Annotated in this window: 18 protein-coding genes; 5 read left to right on the top strand and 13 right to left on the bottom strand. The window is 72.8% G+C overall.

Translation table 11 applies throughout. The annotated features are described in order from the left end of the window. Window positions 1–3: 3 nt before the first annotated feature. Window positions 4–2316 (top strand): DUF3488 and transglutaminase-like domain-containing protein, encoded by a 2313-nt coding sequence (locus M1P99_RS20565; RefSeq protein ID WP_304455778.1) that lies wholly within the window; start codon window positions 4–6, stop codon window positions 2314–2316. 291 nt (window positions 2317–2607) lie between these two features. On the opposite strand, the gene M1P99_RS20560 is transcribed toward M1P99_RS20565, so the two are convergent. The 11 genes from M1P99_RS20560 to M1P99_RS20510 all read right to left on the bottom strand — a co-directional run bounded on the left by M1P99_RS20560 (window position 2608) and on the right by M1P99_RS20510 (window position 11998). Then, window positions 2608–3015 (bottom strand): DUF3040 domain-containing protein, encoded by a 408-nt coding sequence (locus M1P99_RS20560; protein WP_304454217.1) that lies wholly within the window; start codon window positions 3013–3015, stop codon window positions 2608–2610. A gap of 243 nt (window positions 3016–3258) precedes the next feature. Then, entirely contained in the window at window positions 3259–4545 is a 1287-nt protein-coding gene (dinB, locus tag M1P99_RS20555; protein ID WP_304454216.1) for a DNA polymerase IV, read from the bottom strand. Between the two features lie 94 nt (window positions 4546–4639). Continuing rightward, a complete protein-coding gene (locus M1P99_RS20550; protein ID WP_304454215.1) occupies window positions 4640–5431 on the bottom strand; it encodes a methyltransferase domain-containing protein in 792 nt (263 codons plus the stop codon). A 54-nt stretch (window positions 5432–5485) separates the two neighbouring features. Further along, on the bottom strand, window positions 5486–5899 hold the full coding sequence (nusB, locus tag M1P99_RS20545; RefSeq protein WP_304454214.1) for a transcription antitermination factor NusB: 414 nt from the start codon (window positions 5897–5899) through the stop codon (window positions 5486–5488). Next, a complete protein-coding gene (gene efp, locus M1P99_RS20540) occupies window positions 5899–6462 on the bottom strand; it encodes an elongation factor P (RefSeq protein ID WP_121186223.1) in 564 nt (187 codons plus the stop codon). The genes nusB and efp overlap by 1 nt, the downstream gene beginning before the upstream one ends. 153 nt (window positions 6463–6615) lie before the next feature. Continuing rightward, complete coding sequence (gene aroB, locus M1P99_RS20535; RefSeq protein WP_304454213.1) at window positions 6616–7698, bottom strand: 3-dehydroquinate synthase; 1083 nt, start codon at window positions 7696–7698, stop codon at window positions 6616–6618. Next, window positions 7695–8201, bottom strand: coding sequence for a shikimate kinase (locus M1P99_RS20530; RefSeq protein WP_304455777.1), 507 nt, complete (start codon window positions 8199–8201; stop codon window positions 7695–7697). The genes aroB and M1P99_RS20530 overlap by 4 nt, the downstream gene beginning before the upstream one ends. Before the next feature lie 313 nt (window positions 8202–8514). Then, entirely contained in the window at window positions 8515–9696 is a 1182-nt protein-coding gene (gene aroC, locus M1P99_RS20525; protein WP_304454212.1) for a chorismate synthase, read from the bottom strand. Between the two features lie 45 nt (window positions 9697–9741). Then, entirely contained in the window at window positions 9742–10710 is a 969-nt protein-coding gene (locus tag M1P99_RS20520) for an A24 family peptidase (RefSeq protein ID WP_304454211.1), read from the bottom strand. Window positions 10711–10785: 75 nt separating this feature from the next. After that, a complete protein-coding gene (locus M1P99_RS20515) occupies window positions 10786–11493 on the bottom strand; it encodes an SseB family protein (RefSeq protein ID WP_304454210.1) in 708 nt (235 codons plus the stop codon). 52 nt (window positions 11494–11545) lie between these two features. Continuing rightward, the gene (locus M1P99_RS20510; RefSeq protein ID WP_304454209.1) at window positions 11546–11998 is read right to left on the bottom strand and encodes a MarR family winged helix-turn-helix transcriptional regulator; all 453 of its coding nucleotides are present in this window, start codon (window positions 11996–11998) and stop codon (window positions 11546–11548) included. Window positions 11999–12240: 242 nt separating this feature from the next. Between M1P99_RS20510 and M1P99_RS20505 the strand changes: the two genes are divergently transcribed. The 4 genes from M1P99_RS20505 (at window position 12241) to M1P99_RS20490 (ending at window position 17211) form a co-directional block, all read left to right on the top strand. Beyond that, window positions 12241–12783 carry a YceI family protein gene (locus M1P99_RS20505; protein ID WP_304454208.1) on the top strand — a complete coding sequence of 181 codons (543 nt, stop codon included), beginning with the start codon at window positions 12241–12243 and terminating at the stop codon, window positions 12781–12783. Between the two features lie 137 nt (window positions 12784–12920). Then, window positions 12921–13229, top strand: a complete 309-nt coding sequence (locus M1P99_RS20500) for a DUF2470 domain-containing protein (protein ID WP_304454207.1) — start codon at window positions 12921–12923, stop codon at window positions 13227–13229. 199 nt (window positions 13230–13428) lie between these two features. Next, a complete protein-coding gene (locus tag M1P99_RS20495; protein ID WP_304454206.1) occupies window positions 13429–16158 on the top strand; it encodes a protein kinase in 2730 nt (909 codons plus the stop codon). A 129-nt stretch (window positions 16159–16287) separates the two neighbouring features. Further along, window positions 16288–17211 carry an aldose 1-epimerase family protein gene (locus tag M1P99_RS20490; RefSeq protein ID WP_304454205.1) on the top strand — a complete coding sequence of 308 codons (924 nt, stop codon included), beginning with the start codon at window positions 16288–16290 and terminating at the stop codon, window positions 17209–17211. Between the two features lie 91 nt (window positions 17212–17302). Here M1P99_RS20490 and M1P99_RS20485 read toward each other — a convergent pair whose 3' ends face one another. Together M1P99_RS20485 and M1P99_RS20480 are read right to left on the bottom strand one after the other, a co-directional pair. Continuing rightward, window positions 17303–17875 carry a nucleotidyltransferase family protein gene (locus M1P99_RS20485; protein WP_304455776.1) on the bottom strand — a complete coding sequence of 191 codons (573 nt, stop codon included), beginning with the start codon at window positions 17873–17875 and terminating at the stop codon, window positions 17303–17305. Window positions 17876–18047: 172 nt separating this feature from the next. Then, window positions 18048–19214 (bottom strand): XdhC/CoxI family protein, encoded by a 1167-nt coding sequence (locus tag M1P99_RS20480; protein ID WP_304454204.1) that lies wholly within the window; start codon window positions 19212–19214, stop codon window positions 18048–18050. Window positions 19215–19231: the final 17 nt, after the last annotated feature.

Raw genomic sequence — 19231 nt, 5'->3', positions numbered from 1 at the left:
CTGATGCCCCTGGCCACCCTGCTGTGCCTGCTGACGGCGATGCCGCTGCTGGGTTCCCTGATCCGCGGCCCGTGGTGGGTCCCCGCGGTCGTGCTCATGGTGACGGTGGCCGCGGTGTCGGCGCTGTACCGGCGCACCCGCTGGAACCTGCTGCCCGTGCCGCTCCTGCAACTGCTGGCGGCCGCCGCGCTGGTCACGCCGATCTTCGCCGCGCGGGACGCCCTGGGGGGCGTCGTTCCCACGGCCGACAGCGTCGCGTACCTGGGTGAGGCGTTCCAGCAGGGCCTGAACTCCATCAACACGAACGCCCCGCCCGTCGCCGCCTCCGCCGGGGTGACACTGATCATCGCGATGGTGTTCGTCGTCTTCATGGTCACCGCGGACTTCATGGCGGTGACGGCGCGCTGTCCGGGCATGGTGGGCGGCCTGCTGCTGGCGCTGCTGGCCGTACCGCTGGTCCTGGAGGGCGAGGCCCTCACGTGGGGATCGATGGCCGCCGCCGCGGCGGGGTTCCTGGGATTGCTGGCCGCGGACATGTGGGTGCGCGGCCGCGAGTGGGGCGTGTTCGTCCCCGACGACACGCCCAGGGCCCTCGTCCTGGGCGGCCTGCGCCGGCTGGCGCTGACGGGGGCCGCCGTGGCCACCGCGATCCTCCTGGCGCTGGCCTTGCCGTTGGCGGTCCCGTCCCTGCGCAGCGACGTCTTCTACGACCTGGCCGACGGTGCCTACATCAGAACGGGCGGGGACGACATCACCATCCTGGACCCCATGGTGTCGATCAGCCGGGACCTGACGGCGGCCTCCGCCCGCACGGTGCTCACCTACCGGTCCACCAGCGACGACCCGGACTACCTGCGCGCGTTCGCACTCGACGAGTTCGACGGCGTGAAGTGGACGATGACACCGGTCAACGCCGACAACGACAACGAGGTCTCCGGAGAACTGCCGCTGCCCGCGGGGTGGTCCGAACCCGCACCGGAGGAGACGGTGACCACGCGGGTCTCCATGGACTCCGACGCACCGCCGGTGGACTTCCTTCCCCTGCCGTACTGGGTGAGCTCGGTCGACGTCCCCGGCCAGTGGTACATCGATCCCGAGACCCACATGGTCTTCACCACGGACAGTCCGTCCACCGGCCTGAACTTCACGGTGGAGTCCATCGAGAACCGGCCCTCCGGGGACGAACTGGCCGCGGCGGGCCGTCCCCGGTCGCTGGGCGGCGGCCACCTGGACCTGCCCGACGAACTGGACCCGGCGATCGGGCAGCTGACCGAGCAGGTGACCGCTCGCGCGGACACCCCCTACGAGCGCGCGGTCGCGATCCAGGAGTACTTCACCGAAGGCGACTTCACCTACGACCTGACCCCGCCCGCCGTGCCCGAGGGGGTCGACCCGCTGGCGCACTTCCTGCTGACCGACCAGGTGGGCTACTGCCAGCAGTTCGCGGGGGCCATGGCCGTGATGGCGCGCCAGGCGGGCGTGCCGTCTCGTGTGGCGGTGGGCTACACAGCGGGCGAGAACATCGAGGGCGACCGCTGGGCGGTCACCACGGGCGACGCCCACGCATGGCCGGAACTGTACTTCGAGGACGTGGGCTGGGTCCGCTTCGAGCCGACCCCGGCGTCGTCGCGGGCCGGCCAGGGTTCGGCGACGGTTCCGGAGTACTCCTCCGGCGGCAGCGCGCCGGGCACCGACCGGGCCGAGCCGCGTGAGCCCGGCGCCGAGGAGCCCGAACCGCCGGAGCCCAGCACACCCGCCGACGACGAGCCCTCGGAGTCACCTCGGGAGAGCGAGTCGCCCGAGGACGAGGCCTCCGCGGCGACGGCCGACGACGGGGACGACGGCGCCTCGGACGCCGGTCTGTCGTGGCTGCCGGCCGTGGGCGTGGCGGCCGGGGTCGCGCTCACGATGCTGCTGCCCGCGCTGGCACGGGCGCTCGTGCGCTGGTTCCGGCTGTCCGGGCTTCCGGGCACCGACCCCGTCGCCGGTGCCCACACCGCCTGGCGCGAACTGCGCGACACGTGGCTGGACCTGGGCGGTGAATGGGATCTGGCGGAGAGCCCCAGGGCGACGGCCGGGCGTCTGGCCGGGGGCGACGCACGGGCCCGCGAGGCCCTGTGGCGGCTGGCCCTCGCGGAGGAATCGGCGCGCTACGCCCCGGCGCCCGCGGACGGCGGCGCACTACGGGAGGACCTGCGTACGGCCCGCTCCGGTCTGCTGTCGGCGGCCTCCCGGGGAGCGCGGCTGCGCGCGCTGCTCATGCCCCGGTCGCTCGCCCCCTGGGTGGTCCCGCGCCCCGAGGCGACACCGGCCTGAGGGTGTGTTCCGTGCGGACCCGCCCGAGGCGCGGTGTTCGGCCCGGGCCTCGGTCTCGTGCCGGGTCGGACGACCGTCCGTCCGGCCCGGCACGAGATCGGCCGCTCGCGGTCAGGCCGGGAGGTCCGCCGGGGACCAGGCGTTCGACGGGTAGCGGGAACGCGAACGTGGTGGGGGCCGCACGGTCACCGTGCGGCCCCCACCACGTGAGATCCGGAACCCGACCCCGCGTGCTCGGCGCGGACATCCCCGAGCACGGTCCTCGTCTCGGCGTCGGGAGACGTACCCGAACTACTCGTTGCCCTCCTGGCGACGCCGCCAGCGCTCCTCGAAGCGGTTCATCATGCCCGGGCGGCCGCCGCCCTTACGCCGCTGCCGTGGCTCCGCTGCCGCCGCGGCGGCCTCGCCGCCACCGCCGGCCGCCTTGCGCCAGGCATTGGCCCCCCAGAGGAAGCACGCCAGCATGACGATGAAACCGAGGACACTGATGAGCACTTGCATGACCGGGTTGCCGATCAGGAGCCCGGCCAGCAGTAGGACGACGCCGATGACGAATCCGAGACCGGCCTTGATGATCCAGCGCTTGTAATGGACCGCGGGGTTCGTTTGCCGAACGGTGTTCGCGAACTTCGGGTCCTCGGCATACAGCGCCCGCTCGATCTGGTCGAGCATGCGCTGCTCGTGTTCAGAGAGCGGCACGGCGCCTCCCTACGACAGTCCCCGGTTGGGGTGACGGGTACTGATAAACAGTCTCTTGGTCAGTGGTATGCCCAGAATACGGTGCACTAGCGCCTGCTGGAAAGAAAAGCTGCGTGTGTACCTGGCCCACTACGGCCACGATACCCGCGCCCTGTATCGGAAACACCAGCTTCCATGCCTCTCTGCTTCCCCTGACTGCGATCCTACTGTGAGAACGCTTCACGGTGCCCGGAAGTTGCCGCATCATACGTCGTTTTCGTCACGTTTGGCCAGCACTGCCGACTGTAGCGCGCCGTGCCCGAAACGTGCGGTAACGCGGTCCATCACGCGCTCCACATCCCTCCACCCGGTGTCCTCCTCCCCCAGCGCCAACTGGCGGTGCGCCTGGTCGGCCGGGGTGACCCCCTCGACCCGTACGCCCACCAGCCTGAGACGTACCCGCTCCATCCCCGCGGCGGCGTACAGCTCACGCGCGACGGCACTGATCTCCCGGCCCACGTCGGTGCTCTCGGGCAGCGTGCGCGACCGCGAGATCGTGGAGAAGTCGGCGCGCCGCAGCTTCACGCTCACCGTGCGGCCCACCTGCTCGGTCGCGCGCAGCCGCCGTGCCACCTTCTCCGAGAGCCGGAGCAGTTCCCGGTTGATCACGTCCGGATCGCCGACGTCGACGTCGAAGGTCTCCTCGGCGCCGATGCTCTTGTCCGGCGACTCGGGGACGACCGCGCTGGTGTCGACGCCCCGGGCCAGCTCGGACAGCCGGTGGCCCGCCTTGGCGCCGAGCTCCATCCGCAGCAGGTCCGGTTCGACCCGGGCCAGCGCGCCGACCGTGCGCAGACCGAGTTTGACGAGGGTCTGCTCGGTCTTGTCGCCCACGCCGGGCAGGGCCCCGACGGGCAGGGGGTCCAGGAAGTCCCGCACCTGGTCCGTGGGGACGAGCAGCAGGCCGTCGGGCTTGCAGTGCGTGGAGCCGAGCTTGGCCGTGAAGCGGGTGGCGGCCACCCCCACCGAGCAGGTGAGCCGCTGTTCGGACCGGACGCGCTCACGGATCATCGCGGCGATGTGCACGGGGCCGCCCAGTCGGCGGCGGGCTCCGGAGACGTCCAGGAAGGCCTCGTCCAGGGACAGGGGCTGTACCAGCGGTGTCACGGACCTCAGGATGTCCATGACCGCCTCGGAGACCTCCCGGTAGGCGCGGCCGTCGGGCGGGAAGACCACGGCGTCCGGGCACAGGCGCGTCGCCCGCACCATCGGCATCGCCGAGTGCACGCCCTGGGCGCGGGCCAGGTAGTCGGCGGAGGAGACGACGCCGCGCGGACCGGTCCCGCCCACGATGACCGGACGGCCGCGTGCCTCGGGGTTGCGCAGCTGTTCCACGCTCGCGAAGAACGCGTCCATGTCCAGGTGCAGGATGTGGCAGTCGTCGTCAGGGCCCGTGCCGTCCGTGGGGAAGTCCGGGCCCAACGGCACGATGCCCTCGGAGGAGACCATCCCCCGCAGTGCCGCGCCGCGTTCCAGTTGCCGTCGACTCATCGTTCTCCCCGCCCTCGCAGTGCCCCTCGCGAACCCCCTGGTGAAGCGGCTACGAGCCAGCTTACGTCGAGTTCCGGGGCCGGGGCGTCCGGGGTCAGGGCCGGTGGGCGACGGCGTGGATCTGGGTGGCGATCCCGATGAGCTCGGGGTGCTGGGCGGCGGCCCGCTCCAGCTCCACCAGGCGTTGTCCGGCCTGGGCGTCGCCCTCCCAGGCGTGCCCGGGAAGGACGTCGGCGAACGTCCGGACGCCGCGGATGCCCTCCTGCGTCAGACCGGCTCCGGCGAGCAGCTCCAAGAGCTGCTGGCGGGTGAACCGGCGCGGCATGGGGTCGCTCTCGCCCCAGCGGCCGTCGGGGTCGACGAGCAGCCGGTGGGCGTCCTCGATGTGCCCGGCCAGGGCCCGGTGCAGGGCGCCGGCCACCGCGTTGGTGACCAGCACGCTGACCGCGCCGCCGGGCCGGGTGATGCCGACCACGTCGTGCAACGCGGCGGCCGGGTCCTCGACGTACTCCAGGACGTTGTGCACGAGCACCAGATCGGTGCTGCCGCGCGTGAACAGCGCGGACAGGTCGCGCGTCTCCCCCTGGACCCCGCGCACGGTGACGCCGCGCTCGGCGGCCCGGCGCTCCAGCGCGGCGAGCGAGTCGGGGCTGGGCTCGACGACCGTGACGCGGTGGCCGAGTTCGGCCAACGGGACGGCGGCACCGCCGGTGCCACCGCCCGCGTCCACGATCTCCAGGGGCCCGCCGTCACCGAGCCGGGCCAGCAGCCCCTCCAGGGCGTCCCACACGACCGCGGTCCGCGCGGCGTTGGCCGCCCGTACCGGTCCGGCCGTCCCGCCGGCCCCGCCCTCGGCGGTCGCGGTCGCAGTGCTCCTGTCAGTCACCTGACGTCCCCTCCATCACTGTGCCCGGCCCCGCCGGCCCCTCGTTCGCCGATGTCAGAGCGCGAGCGTCGCCTTGTTCTCCATCAAGCGTGACAGAAGTCCGCTGACGAAGTTCGGCGACTCGTCGGTGGACAGCTCCTTGGCCACTCCGACGGCCTCGGCGATGGCCACCCCGTCGGGGATCCCCTCGTCCCAGAGCAGCTCGAAAGCGCCCATCCGCAGGATGTTGCGGTCCACGACGGGCATCCGCTCCAGGGTCCATCCGATGGCGTAGGTGCCCAGGAGCTCGTCGATGCGCGCGCGCCGGCCGTCGACGGAGCGCGCCAGGTTCTCGGTGAACTCGTTGATGGGCGGTTCGGGCTGGGCACGCCGACGCTTGATGACCTCCTCGACGGAGATACCGCGGACCTCGGCCTCGTAGAGGACCTCGACCGCGCGCCGCCGCGCCTTGCGCCGTGCTCCGCTCATCAGTTGACTCGCCCGAGGTAGTCGCCCGTACGGGTGTCGACCTTGATGCGCTCGCCCTCGGTGATGAAGAGCGGCACCTGGATGACGGCGCCGGTCTGGACGGTGGCGGGCTTGGTGCCGCCGGTGGAGCGGTCGCCCTGGACGCCGGGGTCGGTCTGGGTGATCTCCAGCTCGACGGCGGCGGGCAGCTCGATGTAGAGCGGGTTGCTCTCGTTCGTGGCGACCGTGACCCGGGTGTTCTCCAGGAGGAAGTCCTTGTCGCCGCCGACGACCGCCTCGCCGACCGGAATCTGGTCGAAGGTCTCGGTGTCCATGAAGATGAAGGAGTCGCCGTCGTGGTACAGGTACTCCATCTCACGGCGGTCGACACTGGCGAACTCGACCTTGGAACCGGCGTTGAAGGTCTTGTCGACGATCTTGCCCGTGAGGACGTTCTTCAGCTTCGTGCGGACGAACGCGCCGCCCTTGCCCGGCTTGACGTGCTGGAACTCCAGGACATTCCAGAGAACGCCGCCGTCGAGCCGCAGGGTCGTGCCGTTCTTGATGTCGTTCGTCGTGGCCACTTCGGTCGTCTCTCCAAGGGGTCTGACACGTCGGTCACCGGACTCGCGCGGTCCGGTCGGTGATGAGTGGGGCGGAGTGCGGGCACCTCGGGGGTGTCCCCCGGTGCACCAGTGCGGATGTCGCCCGACCTCAGTCTAGTGGCTTCGCGGTACTCAGGCGTCGCCCGTGACCGCGCGGTAGGCCCGTGCCAGCTGTTCGTCGGTGGGTCCGCGCAGGATGGCGGGCTCGGCCAGGCCGTCCAGGACCACGAAGCGCAGCGTGGCGCCGCGGGCCTTCTTGTCCACGCTCATCGCGTCGCGGAGCCGCGGCCAGGCCTCGGCCGCGTAGGAGGTGGGAAGTCCCACCGAGGACAGGATGCTGCGGTGCCGTTCCACGAGGCCGGCGTCGATGCGGCCGGTGATCCGGGCGAGTTCGGCGGCGAAGACCATACCGATGGAGACGGCGTAGCCGTGCCTGAAGGTGTAGTTCTCGGCGCGCTCGACGGCGTGGCCCAGGGTGTGTCCGTAGTTGAGGATCTCGCGTCGGCCGCTCTCCTTGAGGTCACCGGAGACGACGTCGGCCTTGACGCGGATGGCGCGTTCGACGAGTTCGCGGGTGTGCTTGCCCTCCGGGGTCGTGGCCCCTTGCGGGTCGTCCTCGACGAGGTCGCAGATGACGGGGTCGTCGATGAATCCGGCCTTGACGATCTCGGCGAGTCCGCCGACGTAGTCGGCCGTGGGCAGGCTCGGCAGGGTGGCGAGGTCGCACAGGACGCCGGCCGGGGGGTGGAATGCGCCCACGAGGTTCTTGCCCTCGGGGGTGTTGATGCCCGTCTTTCCGCCCACGGCGGCGTCGACCATGCCGAGCAGCGTGGTGGGGACCAGGACCGAGCGCACGCCGCGCAGCCAGGTGGCGGCGACGAACCCGGCCAGGTCGGTCGCGGCGCCGCCGCCGACGCCGACGACGGCGTCACTGCGGGTGAACGCGTGGCCTCCCAGCCGCGACCACAGGTCGGCGGCCACGGCGGCGGTCTTGGCGGCCTCCCCGTCGGGGACCGGCATGGGCCGGACGGTGTACCCGGCGGCTTCCAGGACACCGATGACGGGACGGGCCACGACCCCCAGGCCCTCGGGGTGGATGACGGCGACCTGCGCGGCGTCGCCGACCAGCGAGGGCAGCTCGGACAGGACTCCGCTTCCGACCACGACGTCATAGCGGGAGGCGGGTTCGCCCACCCCGATGCGGGTCACGCTCACGTGTCGACCTCTCCGGTGTCCTTGAGGGTGGGCAGGATGGCGTCGACGACCTCTTCGGGGTGGAAGTCCGTCGTGGGCACGGTGACGGTGGCCAGGCTCTCGTAGACGGGCAGGCGCTCGTTGAGCAGCTGGCGCAGCTTGGTGCGCGGGTTGCCCGCCAGGAGCGGTCGGGCCACGTCCATGCCCACGCGCTTGGCCAGTTCGCCGAACTCGACCTGGAGGTAGACCACGTGGTGGTCGGCGAGGTCGGCACGGGTGTCGTGGTCCAGGACGGCGCCGCCGCCGACGGCGATCACGCCCTCCCACTCGCGCAGCCCCTCGGCCACGATCTCGCGCTCCATGGCGCGGAAGGCCTCCTCGCCGTCCTGCACGAAGATCTCGCCGATGGGGCGCCCGGCGCGCTTCTCCACCTCGGTGTCGGTGCACAGGAGGTCGACGCCGAGACGATCGGCCAGCGCCCGACCGACGGTCGACTTCCCCGATCCGGGCGAACCGATGAGCACCGCGATCGCTCTAGCCACGCTTAGCCTGCCTCGAAGGGTCCTTCCCCGCGAGCGCGGGGATCCTGCTGGGTGTGTGCTTCCCTGTCTAGCAGAACCGTCGCCCCGCCGTGCGCACGGGCGGACGCCATCGAGGGTCCCAGGTCCCGGTGGACCTCACGGCGGTGCGCCGCGCTCAGCACGAGCACCACCGGCTCCCCGTCGCAGATCGTGTACACGATCCGGTTCCCGGGTCCGCCGGAGCCGGGAGCGCCCGGGTACGAGGACGGCCCGGCCCCGCTCGCGAGCGGGGCCGGGCCGGGCCGGGCCGGGAGTCCTAGCGGATCTCCAGGGAGTCCAGGTAGCCGCGCAGGTTGCGGCCGGTCTCGGTGACCGAGTCGCCGCCGAACTTCTCCACGGCGGCCTCGGCCAGCACCAGGGCGACCATGGCCTCGGCGACCACGCCCGCCGCGGGGACGGCGGTCACGTCACTGCGCTGGTGGTCGGCGCGGGTGGCCTCGCCCGTGGTGACGTCGATGGTGTCGAGCGCCTTGGGGACGGTGGCGATGGGCTTCATCGCCGCGCGCACGCGCAGCGCGTCGCCCGTCGTCATCCCGCCCTCGACACCGCCCGCGCGGTTGGTCCGGCGGCGCACGCCGTCCGGGCCGGGCTCGATCTCGTCGTGGGCGACCGACCCGCGGCGGGCCGCGGTGCGGAAGCCGTCGCCGACCTCCACGCCCTTGATGGCCTGGATGCCCATGAGGGCTCCGGCCAGTCGGGAGTCCAGGCGCCGGTCCCAGTGCACGTGGCTGCCCAGGCCGGGCGGGAGCCCGTAGGCCAGGACCTCGACCACGCCGCCGAGGGTGTCACCGGACTTCTTGGTGTCGTCGACCTCCTCGACCATGCGGGCGCTGGTCTCGGGGTCGAAGCAGCGCAGCGGGTCGGCGTCGATGGCGGCCAGGTCCTCGGGGCGGGGTTCGGCCGAGTCCTCGGGCACGGCGACCGGGCCCATGGACACCACGTGGCTCAGGATCTCCACACCGAGCGCCTGGCGCAGGAACTGGCGGGCCACCTCGCCGACGGCCACGCGCGCGGCGGTCTCGCGGGCGCTTGCGCGCTCCAGGATCGGGCGGGACTCCTCGTGCCCGTACTTCTGCATACCGACGAGGTCGGCGTGCCCCGGCCGGGGCCGGGTCAGCGGCGCGTTGCGCGCCATGCCGTCCAGTACCTCGGCGGGTACGGGATCGGGAGACATCACCTTCTCCCACTTGGGCCACTCGGTGTTTCCGACCTCGATCGCGACCGGACCCCCCTGGGTCAGGCCGTGCCGGATACCCCCGATGACGGAGACCTGGTCCTGCTCGAACTTCATCCGGGCGCCTCGTCCGTACCCGGCGCGGCGTCGGAGCAGCGCGGCGGCGATGTCGTCAGAAGTGACGGACACACCGGCCGGGAGGCCCTCCAGAATCGCGACGAGTGCCGGCCCGTGGGACTCCCCTGCGGTCAGCCAACGCAACATGGTGCCGATCTTCCCACGAATGGCGGCGCCGCGCTGCACCAGGGGTCACGGATGGACCACCAGGGGCGCTCCGACGAGCACGGTGACGAGCGTGGCGCCGAGCATGAAGGGGCCGAGCGGGAAGGGCTGCATCGGTCTGAGCCGCCGCAGTGCCAGCAACACCAGGCCCACCGCGGAAAAGGCGGCGAAGGCCCAGAACACCGCGACGAGCGCGCCCATGGGGCCCGCCGCCCAGCCCGCGTACAGCCCGGTCAGACCGGACAGCTTGACGTCGCCGAAACCGAAGCCGCGCGGCGAGACCCGCCACAGCAGCCAGTACAGGACCGTGACCAGGACCATGCTCACCAGCGCCGCGCCCGCGCGGTCCAGTCCCTGACCGGTCGGCGGCAGGAACACCGCGACGGCCAGCAGGAGGAAGGCGACGGCGTACCCCGGGCCGACGAGGGGGTCGGGCAGGCGCAGCACCCGCAGGTCGATGACGGACAGCACCGCGGTGAGCGCCGCCAGCCACAGCACCGCGACCAGGTCGGCGGGCGGCCACCGCGGATCCGTGGCGGCCACGGCCCCCACGACGGCGAACAGCGCACCGGTGGCGACGACGACCGCCAGGTGGGGGCGGATGACCTGCTCACAGTGCGGGCAGGCGCCGCGTCTGCGGAAGGCGCGGGAGGCGACGGTCGGTGTCCAGGGGACGAAGGTCAACTCGGCGCGGCAGAACGGGCAGCGCGGTGGCGGCGGCCCCTCATCGTCCTCCCCCTCCACCGGGACGGGCGGCGGCCCGACCGCGCTGCCGCCCTCGGGCGCCGACAGCGCGGCGTCGCTCTGCCCCGCGGGGGCCGCGAGCCGCCTCGGCGCTCCTCCGGGCCGCGGGTCGCCGGACGGGTCCGCGGAGCCGAAGAGGTGCACGAGGCGGCCGGCGACGTGGCCGACACCCAGCCCGAGCAGGGCCAGGGAGACGGCGGCGGCGACCGTCCACAGTGTCGGGTCCAGCCCGAGCGTCGAGGGGGTGGTCATGACCGAAAAATACCGGCCGGCGGCGCCGGGGAACAGGTGCACGCGCGGCCTGTGGACAACCGGCGTGCGAGTGCCTCAGCCCCGATCGCGCCGGGCGCGCACCACGGCGCTCAGTTCGACGCCGCCCGGCAGCACGTGCCGCAGCTCGGCGGCCAGCCGGTCGGCCACCCGGCGCAGCGACTCGTCGTCGCGCTCCTCCAGCTCCAGGCGGATGCCGATGTCGGCGCGCTCGGAGGGGTGCACGCGTACGCGCTCGATGCCGAACTCGGCGTGCGTGACCCGGTAGATGAGGGCGAGGACCTGTGGGTCGTCCTTGGGCTCGGGGATGGCGCCCTCCTCGGCGAGCAGGGTGAGGAAGCGCCCCTGGACCGTGTACGGCATCGGCCCGGACACGTCGAGGACGAGCGCGTCGGCACCCTCCTCCACGGCGGCCTGGCAGGCGTCCTTGGTCGTGAAGGGCACCGGCCGGGCGTCGGCGCGCCAGCGCCGGACCGCGTCGACGCAGGTGAAGGCGAGCACGCCGCGCCGCCCGTCCTTGCCCGTCATGACCGGGACGGCCACCTCGCTGTGCTTGTCCTTGGTGAGCCCGCCGACGCCCTTGCCGGTCTCGGTGGCCACCGCGACCACGGGGATGAGGAGCCGGGAACGGCTGAGCGCGTCCAGGACCTGTCGGTCCCCGGCCCTGCCCGCGGCGTGGTCGCGCAGTCGGGCCTCCACGTCCGGGTCGACGCTGCCGTCGTCGTCGCGGAAGTTCTGGGCGCCGATGATCGATGGTCTGCTCACGGGCTCTGACTCTATCTGTGGTCGGGGGACGTCGGTCGGTGCTCCGGCCGGCTCAGGTCCGGTCCGTGTCCAAGGCCCTGATGATGGCGGCGAGCTGGTCGACCTGCTCCGCGGAGAGCCGGTCGAACATCAGCGAGCGCACCTGGGCGGCGTGTCCGGGCGCGGCCGCGCGGAGCAGCTCCGCGCCCTCGTCGGTGAGGACCGCCCACAGCCCGCGGCGGTCGTCGTCGCAGTGCTCGCGGCGTACGTAGCCGCCCCGTTCGAGCCGGGCGACCTGGTGGGACAGGCGGCTCTTGGACACGATGACGCTGTCGGCCAGCACGCGCATCCGCATGCGCCGTTCGGGCGCCTCGGACAGGTGGGCGAGGATGCCGTACTCGATGAGCGACACCCCGTTCCTCTCGCGCAGATCCCGCTCGAGTTCGTCGTAGATCCGCGTGTTCATGCGGAGGAACCCACGCCAGACGTGCTGTTCCGCGGCGTCGAGCCACACGGCTTGCTCCATGGGGTCCATCCTAGATCGCCGGGCGCGGGCGGGGACCAGGAACGGCTCGGGCGGCCGCTCCCCCGAGGGCCCGTGTGAGGTGTGTCCGGTGCCACCCGAACCGGGTCGCGAGACGCTTGCGTACGCCTGCACTACTGCCTAAGCTACTTCCAAGGAAGATACTTCTTTAGAACTTTGTTTCCACCAAGGAACAAGGCACGAAGGTCCCGATCGTGGGGCCGCAGAACCCACAGGGAGACTCCATGGCAGCGCAGGAACTCAAGGCCGGCACCTGGAAGATCGACGCCGCCCACTCGACGGTCGGCTTCTCCGTCCGCCACATGATGGTGAGCAAGGTCCGCGGCCGCTTCGAGAAGTTCGACGCCACCCTCACCGTCCCCGCCGACCCGGCGCAGGCCTCGGTCGAGGCGGTCATCGACGCCGGGTCGCTCAACACCGACAACGCCGACCGCGACAACCACGTCCGCTCCAAGGACTTCTTCGACACCGAGAACTTCCCGGAGTTCACCTTCCGCTCCACCGGCCTCGCCGCCAAGGGCGAGGACTTCGTCCTCAAGGGCGAGCTGAGCATCAAGGGCAGCACCCGCCCGGTCGAACTGGACCTGGAGTTCAACGGCTCCACCCTCGACCCCTTCGGCCTGGACCGCGCGGGCTTCACCGCCTCGACGACGATCAGCCGCAAGGAGTTCGGCGTGGACATCGAGATGCCGATGGACGGCGGCGGCGTGGTCGTCGGCGACAAGATCACCATCGACATCGACGCCGAGTTCACCCACCAGGCCTGATCCTGGTCCGTGGACGGCGCTCCGCGGGTTGACGACACACCGTCATCTCCCGTGCCGCGCCTCGGCTATCGTCAGTGGGGGAGGGCCTCGTGCCCTCCCCCACTGCCGTGTGCCCCTCTCCCGCCAGGAGGATCCCGTTGCCGTCCACCCCCTTCTCCCCCGAGGTCGTCGCAGCCGTCACCCGCCACATGAACGGCGACCACCCCGAGGACACGCTGATCATCTGCCGCTCGCTGGGCGGCCGCCCCGGGGCCACCTCGGCCAGGATGACCGGCCTGGACGGTGAGGGCGGCGACTACGCGGTCACGGTCGACGGCGTGGAGGAGACCATCCGCATCCCCTGGTCGGAGCCGCTGTCCGAACGGGCCCAGATCCGCACCGAGGTCGTGCGCATGTACCGGGAGGGGTGCGTCCGGCTGGGCCTGGCCCCGCGCGGCGAACACTGACACCGCACCACCCGCCGGGATCGTGAAGGAACTCCGAAGCGCCGCCGGGAGTCCTAGGGGACACGGGGAAACGGCACGGCCGGGATCCGGGCGCTGAGCGACACCCGACGCGGTGGAGCCGCCTTAGTCTGGAACCGACCGCCCATCCCCCTCATGCCCAGGACACGAACGCCTCTTCCGAAGGGTGGCCCCGACCACCATGGTCACGCCCGAATCCGGTGACGACAACGCTCCGACCCGACGGATCGACCCCGCGCCGCACGCGCGCAGGACCGGACCCACCGTGCGCACCGGTCCGGGTGCCGGCGCCACGCGATGGGTCACCCGTGTGTTCCGGCCGGGCGGCCGACGGGACGGAGTCGACGCCACCCGCGTGGCCGAGCCGGGGGCCGGTCCCACCCGGGTGGCGGGTCAGGGCGCCGACCGCACCGGCGTCCTGCCCGGCGGCTCGACCGCCCCCTCGACCGCCAGGACTCCCAGGCCCACGCTGGGCGGCGTCGGCACCAGCGGCTCGAACCCCTGGTGGCGCACCCTCTTCGGCCCGCTCGTCGACTGGTTGAGCCGGCTGCTGACACGTGTGGTCGTCGGTCCCGCCGGCGACCTGGACTACGCCGTCCCGGCCGAGCTGCGCCGCCGCTACCAGGTGCTCGGCCACCTCGGCGCGGGCGGCGAGGCCGTCGTCTACCGCGCCCACCCCGCGGGCGAGCCCGAACACGAGCTGGCGCTGAAGGTGTACCGCCCCGGGCACGACATCAACCGCGAGCTGCTCGACCGCCTGCGCGCCCGCGGCACCGCCTCGCCGCACACCCCGGCGGTGCAGGGGTACGGCACCGCGGCCAGCTCCTGGGGCGAGGACCTGGCCTGGGAGGCCCAGGAGTTCTTCGCCCTGGGGTCCCTGCGCTCGGTGATCGACGAGGCGCCGCTGGAGGAGGAGCGGGCCCGGGCCGTCGTCGCGGCCGTCGCCGAGTGCCTGCGCCACTGGCAGGACGAGCTCCAGCACAACCACACCGACGTCAAGCCCGAGAACCTGCTCGTGCGCTCGCTGGACCCGCCGGTGGTCGCGCTCACCGACTTCGGCGGCGCCGTGCGCGCCACGATGAGCCGCGTCTACGGCGGGCTCGCCATCACCGAGGACTACGCCGCCCCCGAGGTCGTCGAGGGCCGGCGCGAGGCGCCCGCCGCCTGGTGGTCCCTGGGCGTCGTGGTGCACGAACTGGTGACCGGCCGCCGCCCCGAGCGCGGCGGCAACTGGCTGACCGCCCGCAACACCGAGGTGGACATCTCCGCCATCACCGACGAGCGCTGGCGCCTGCTGGCCCGCGGCCTGCTCACCCCCACCCCGTCCGCCCGCTGGGGCTATGACGAGGTCACGCAGTGGCTGAACGGCGAGCGGCCCCAGATCCGGGCCGTGCGGCGCCTGCGCCCGATCGAGTTCGCGGGGACGAACCACGACGACCCGCCGAGCCTGGCCTTCGACCTGCTCGACCGCTCCGACACCGGCGCCCTGTGGCTGCGCAGCCACTGGCCCCAGTTGCGCACCTGGCTGGACCGCGAGGTCAACGACTACACCTTCGACCGCGCCTACCTGACCGGCCTGGAGCACAACCCGGAGCTCGCGCACGTGGCCATCAGCGCCCTGGCCGCGCGCTACGTGCCCGGGATGCCGCCGCGCTACCGGGGACACGAGATCAGCGCCGACGGGCTGCTCGCCCTGGCCACCGGACAGGCCAGCCGCCACGCGCTCGTGCGCGAGGCGGTGGAGTCGGGCGTGGTGGGGCTGGGCGCCCAGCACTGGTGCCCCCACCCCGGCTGCCGTTCGGGCGGCTCCGGCCGGTGCGCCCTCCTCGAACGCGTGCAGCACGAGGTCCCGCTGCTGATGCGCCGGGTCGGCGAGACCGTCGACCGGCTGGTCGGTTCGGGTCCCGACGCGCCCCGGCGGCCCGCCGCGCACGAGACCGACGCCGCCTGGGCGCAGGCGGTGGAGCTGGTCCTGGTGCCCGAGACCGCCTCGGAGCACCGTGCGCTGCTGCGCCGCCAGTCGTGGCACCCCACGCAGCGCAGCGCCGCCCCGCACGCACCGTGGTGGTCCGAGCAGCGCCGGGCGGCACTGCGCGACGGTTCGGGCGGTGACGCCCTGGCGACGCGCGGCGCGCTGCTGACCGCGCTCCTGCTGCTGCCCGAGGCGGTGCGGGTGGGCGGTGTGGTCAGCGCGCGTGAGCGCGCGGACGGGCGGGCCCGGCGCCAGGACCGCTGGGCCTCGCTCGCCGGTTCGGCGCGGGAGCGGTGGTCCGGCGCCAAGGAGCGGCTGGCGACCGCGAAGCAGCGCCGCGTGGAGGCCGCGACGGCGCCCACCAGGCCGGATGTTCCGGTGGTGCCCGGCCCCTATGGCGACCACGGGGAACGGCAGGTGCCCGACACGGCCCGCACACGCCGGGAGCAGGAGCGGGCCCAGCGCCGGGTCGACCGGACCATGAACCAGATCCAGCGGGCGATGTCGGCGGGCAAGTGCCGCCGCTTCGCCTACCCGGCCGCGCTGCTGGGGCTGGTAGACGGGCTCGGCCGGTCGCTGCGCCCCTCGGACGGCTTCTATCCCGAGAGCGAGTTCGTCACCTCGACCTACACCGGCCTGCTCGACGCGAGCGACGGGGCGGTGCTCGGGTGGCTGTCGGAGGTGACCGGTGCGGTCACGGGGCTGCTGCCGGGGTCCATGGGCGCGTCCTGGTGGTGGCCCGTGCTGCTGTCGGTGGTGCTGGTGGTCCTGGGGCGCACGGCGGCGAGCAAGCGGCCCGGCACCCGCGCCCGGCGCCGCCTGGCCGCGTTCCGCCTGGCCCTGGCGGGGTCGCTGCTGATGGTGGTGGTCCTGCTGTCGACCGGCCTGGTCGCGCTGGGTTCGGGCGTGCTCATCCCGCTGGACGGCCTGCTCGGCTGATCTGCGGGGAACGGTCCCGCCACCGCTCACCCCATCATCCCACGCCCCGTGTGAGCGCGAACATGCACCGGTGGGCTATGATCGCCCGGTTCGGCACACGGCCGGACTCCGAGCCGAAAAGGGTGAAGTGTGGCTGAGGTGATCGAGCTGCGCGCGGGCGACTACCGCGCGCGCATCGACCTGACCGGGGCGGGACTACAGTCCCTGACCTGCGCGGGGCGCGACCTCGTCTGGCCCTACACCAGGGACAGCGGACCCGTCGCCTTCCAGGGCCAGGTGCTCGCGCCGTGGCCGAACAGGGTCGGCGGGGGCCGGTACTCGTTCGCGGGCCAGGACTACCGGCTGGAGGTCAACAACGAGGCCACGGGCACCGCGATCCACGGCCTCGTGTACGACCGGGAGTGGTCGCCCGTCGCGGTCACCGACTCCGCGGTGACCCTGCGACTGGACTTCGACGGCACGACGGGCTTCCCGTTCCCGCTCGAACTGAGCCTCACCTACGCGCTGTCCGACACCGGGCTGACCGTCACGACCGGCGCGACCAACAGCGGTTCCGGCCCCGCCCCGTTCGGACTGGGCTTCCACCCCTACCTCACGCTCGGGGAGCCGGTGTCGGAGCTGGCCGCCCGCGGTGAGGTCGACCTGGAGATCACCGCGGACTCCCACCTGCCCGTCGACGCGAACAAGCTGCCGACGGGCCCGCCGGAACCGGTGGAGGGCGACGAGAAGGACTTCCGATCCCCCGGCCGGGCGCTGGGCGAGACCGTGCTGGACCACGCGTTCACCGACCTCTCCCGGGACGGCGACGGGCGCGCGTGGGTGCGTCTGATCGGCCCCGAGCACCGGGTGGAGATGTGGTGCGACGCCTCGTTCACCTGGTTCCAGGTGTTCAGCTCCGACCACCTCAGCGGCTCGGCCTTCCGCGCGAACCTGGCGGCGGAGCCGATGACCTGCCCGCCCAACGCCCTGGCCACGGGAGAGGGCCTGATCGTCCTGGAGCCCGGGGAGTCCACCGAGCACACGTTCGGAATCACCACGTCCGCCCGCGGATAGGGCGGGCCCCCGCGGACACGCGCCCCGGGGGCGCGTTCCGTACCCCCGCCGCCGCGGCTCGCGCCCGGGCGCGAGCCGCGGCGGCGGGGGCTCAGGCGCGGTCGAGCATGCCGCTGAGGCGCGCCAGGTCCTCCGCGGTGTCGATGTCGTCCGGACTGGCGATGTCGTCGCAGGCCACGGTGGTCACCAGGTGCGAGTACGCACGCAGGAACGGGCGCGCTCCCACGTCCTGCTTGGCCATGGCGTGCACGGTCGACCAGTGCTCGCGTCCCAGCATGACCGGATTGCGGGGGTTGCCGCCGTAGGTGGCGACCGCGGCGCGGGCCCCCTGGTCGTACTCGTCGATCAGTCGGCGCACCGCCAGGGGCGTCACGAGCGGCTGGTCGGCCAGCGCGACCAGCACCGCGTCCACGGTGTCGGGCAGCGCGTCGATCCCCGCCCGCACCGACGACCCCATGCCGGTCTCCCAGTCCGGGTTGTGCACGGTGTGGGCCCCCGGCACGGCCGTCTCCGCCGCCCCCAGCACGACCATGACGGGGTGGCAGCCGCCCTCCGTCAGCGTGCGGATCCCCCGGTCGACCAGGCGTTCACCGCCGACCTCGACCAGTGCTTTGGGGCGGCCGAGCCTGCTCCCCGAACCCGCCGCCAACAGCAGGCCCGCCACGGAGGCCGACCTTCCCCTGTTCGTTCCTTCCACGTGCCCACTGCCCATGACGAGATGATGTCACGCGGTCGCCGACCGGGCTGGGGACCTCGGTCACTCGCCCGGTGAAATTCCACGGCCGACTTTCACACTCACCACTGACCTGTGCTTTCGCGCAGCGCCGCTTTTCGGTTCACCTCCGAACGTGACCGAATCCGGCCGGAACAGGGGTCGGGGCCGGTGTTTCCCCGTGGATGCGCCCCGATGTCTCGCGCAGGGCCCGTCCGCTGCCGCCCCAGCGCACCTGGACCAGCTCCGCGGCGATCGACACCGCCGTCTCCTCCGGGGTGCGCGCCCCCAGGTCCAGTCCGATCGGCGAGTGCAGGCGCTCCAGCCGCTCCTCGTCGACCCCCGCCTCGCGCAGCCGCTCCAACCGGTCCTCGTGGGTGCGCCGCGACCCCATCGCGCCGATGTAGCCCGCGCGGGTGGCCAGGGCGGCCTTGATGACCGGCACGTCGAACTTGGGGTCGTGGGTGAGCACGCACACGACGGTCCGCTCGTCGACCTGGTCGGCGATCTCGTCGAGGAACACGTGCGGCCACTTGACCACCACCTCCTCGGCGGTGGGGAAGCGCCTGCGCGTGGCGAACACCGGACGGGCGTCGCACACCGTCACGCGGTAGCCCAGGTAGGTGCCCAGGTCGGCGACGGCGGCGGCGAAGTCGATGGCGCCGAACACCAGCATCCGCGGCGCGGGGGTGAAGGACTGGACGAACACCTCCAGTTCGTCGCCGCGCCGCTGCCCGTCGGCCCCGTACCGCAGCACACCGGTGCTGCCCTGGGCCAGCATGCCGCGAACGTCGTCGTCGAGCGCGTCGGCCAGGCGTCCGCCGCCGGCCCCCAGGTCGCCCTCGGCGTGCGTCGGCCACACCACGCGGCGCGCTCCGACCCGGTCGGCGCCGGAGGGGTCGGCCACGACGGTGGCCACGGCGACCGGCTGGTGCTCGTCGACGGCCCCGAGGACGGAACCGAGCTGGGGGAAGGTGTCCCGACTGAGGGGTTCGACGAACATGTGGAGGGTTCCACCACAGGTCAGGCCGACGCTGAACGCCTCCTCGTCGCTGTAGCCGTAGGTGCGCCGCACGGGCTCTCCCGTACGGATCGCCTCCAGCGCCTCCTCGTAGACGGCGCCCTCGACACACCCGCCCGACACGCTCCCGGTGACCTCTCCGGAGGCGCTGACCAGCATGGCCGCCCCCGGCCCACGAGGTGCGCTCTTGTCCGTGTCGATGACCGTGGCCAGCGCGAACGTCTCACCCGAGGCGTACAGCCGTGACACGGCCGCTCGGATATCCCTCACGCGACACCCCTTCTTCC

It is taken from the genome of Nocardiopsis sp. YSL2 (genome assembly GCF_030555055.1).
GTDB lineage: Bacteria > Actinomycetota > Actinomycetes > Streptosporangiales > Streptosporangiaceae > Nocardiopsis.
Note: the sequence above shows the minus strand (reverse complement) of the source record. Positions and strands in the feature narration are given on the sequence as shown.

Bases quoted from the DNA above. Each gene is read 5' to 3' on its own strand.
- M1P99_RS20565 (WP_304455778.1), top strand. From the start codon at position 4: ATGCCCCTGGCCACCCTGCTGTGCCTGCTGACGGCGATGCCGCTGCTG.
- nusB (WP_304454214.1), bottom strand. From the start codon at position 5,899: ATGAGCGGAGCACGGCGCAAGGCGCGGCGGCGCGCGGTCGAGGTCCTC.
- M1P99_RS20495 (WP_304454206.1), top strand. From the start codon at position 13,429: ATGGTCACGCCCGAATCCGGTGACGACAACGCTCCGACCCGACGGATC.
- dinB (WP_304454216.1), bottom strand. From the start codon at position 4,545: ATGAGTCGACGGCAACTGGAACGCGGCGCGGCACTGCGGGGGATGGTC.
- M1P99_RS20520 (WP_304454211.1), bottom strand. From the start codon at position 10,710: ATGACCACCCCCTCGACGCTCGGGCTGGACCCGACACTGTGGACGGTC.
- M1P99_RS20505 (WP_304454208.1), top strand. From the start codon at position 12,241: ATGGCAGCGCAGGAACTCAAGGCCGGCACCTGGAAGATCGACGCCGCC.
- M1P99_RS20510 (WP_304454209.1), bottom strand. From the start codon at position 11,998: ATGGAGCAAGCCGTGTGGCTCGACGCCGCGGAACAGCACGTCTGGCGT.
- aroC (WP_304454212.1), bottom strand. From the start codon at position 9,696: ATGTTGCGTTGGCTGACCGCAGGGGAGTCCCACGGGCCGGCACTCGTC.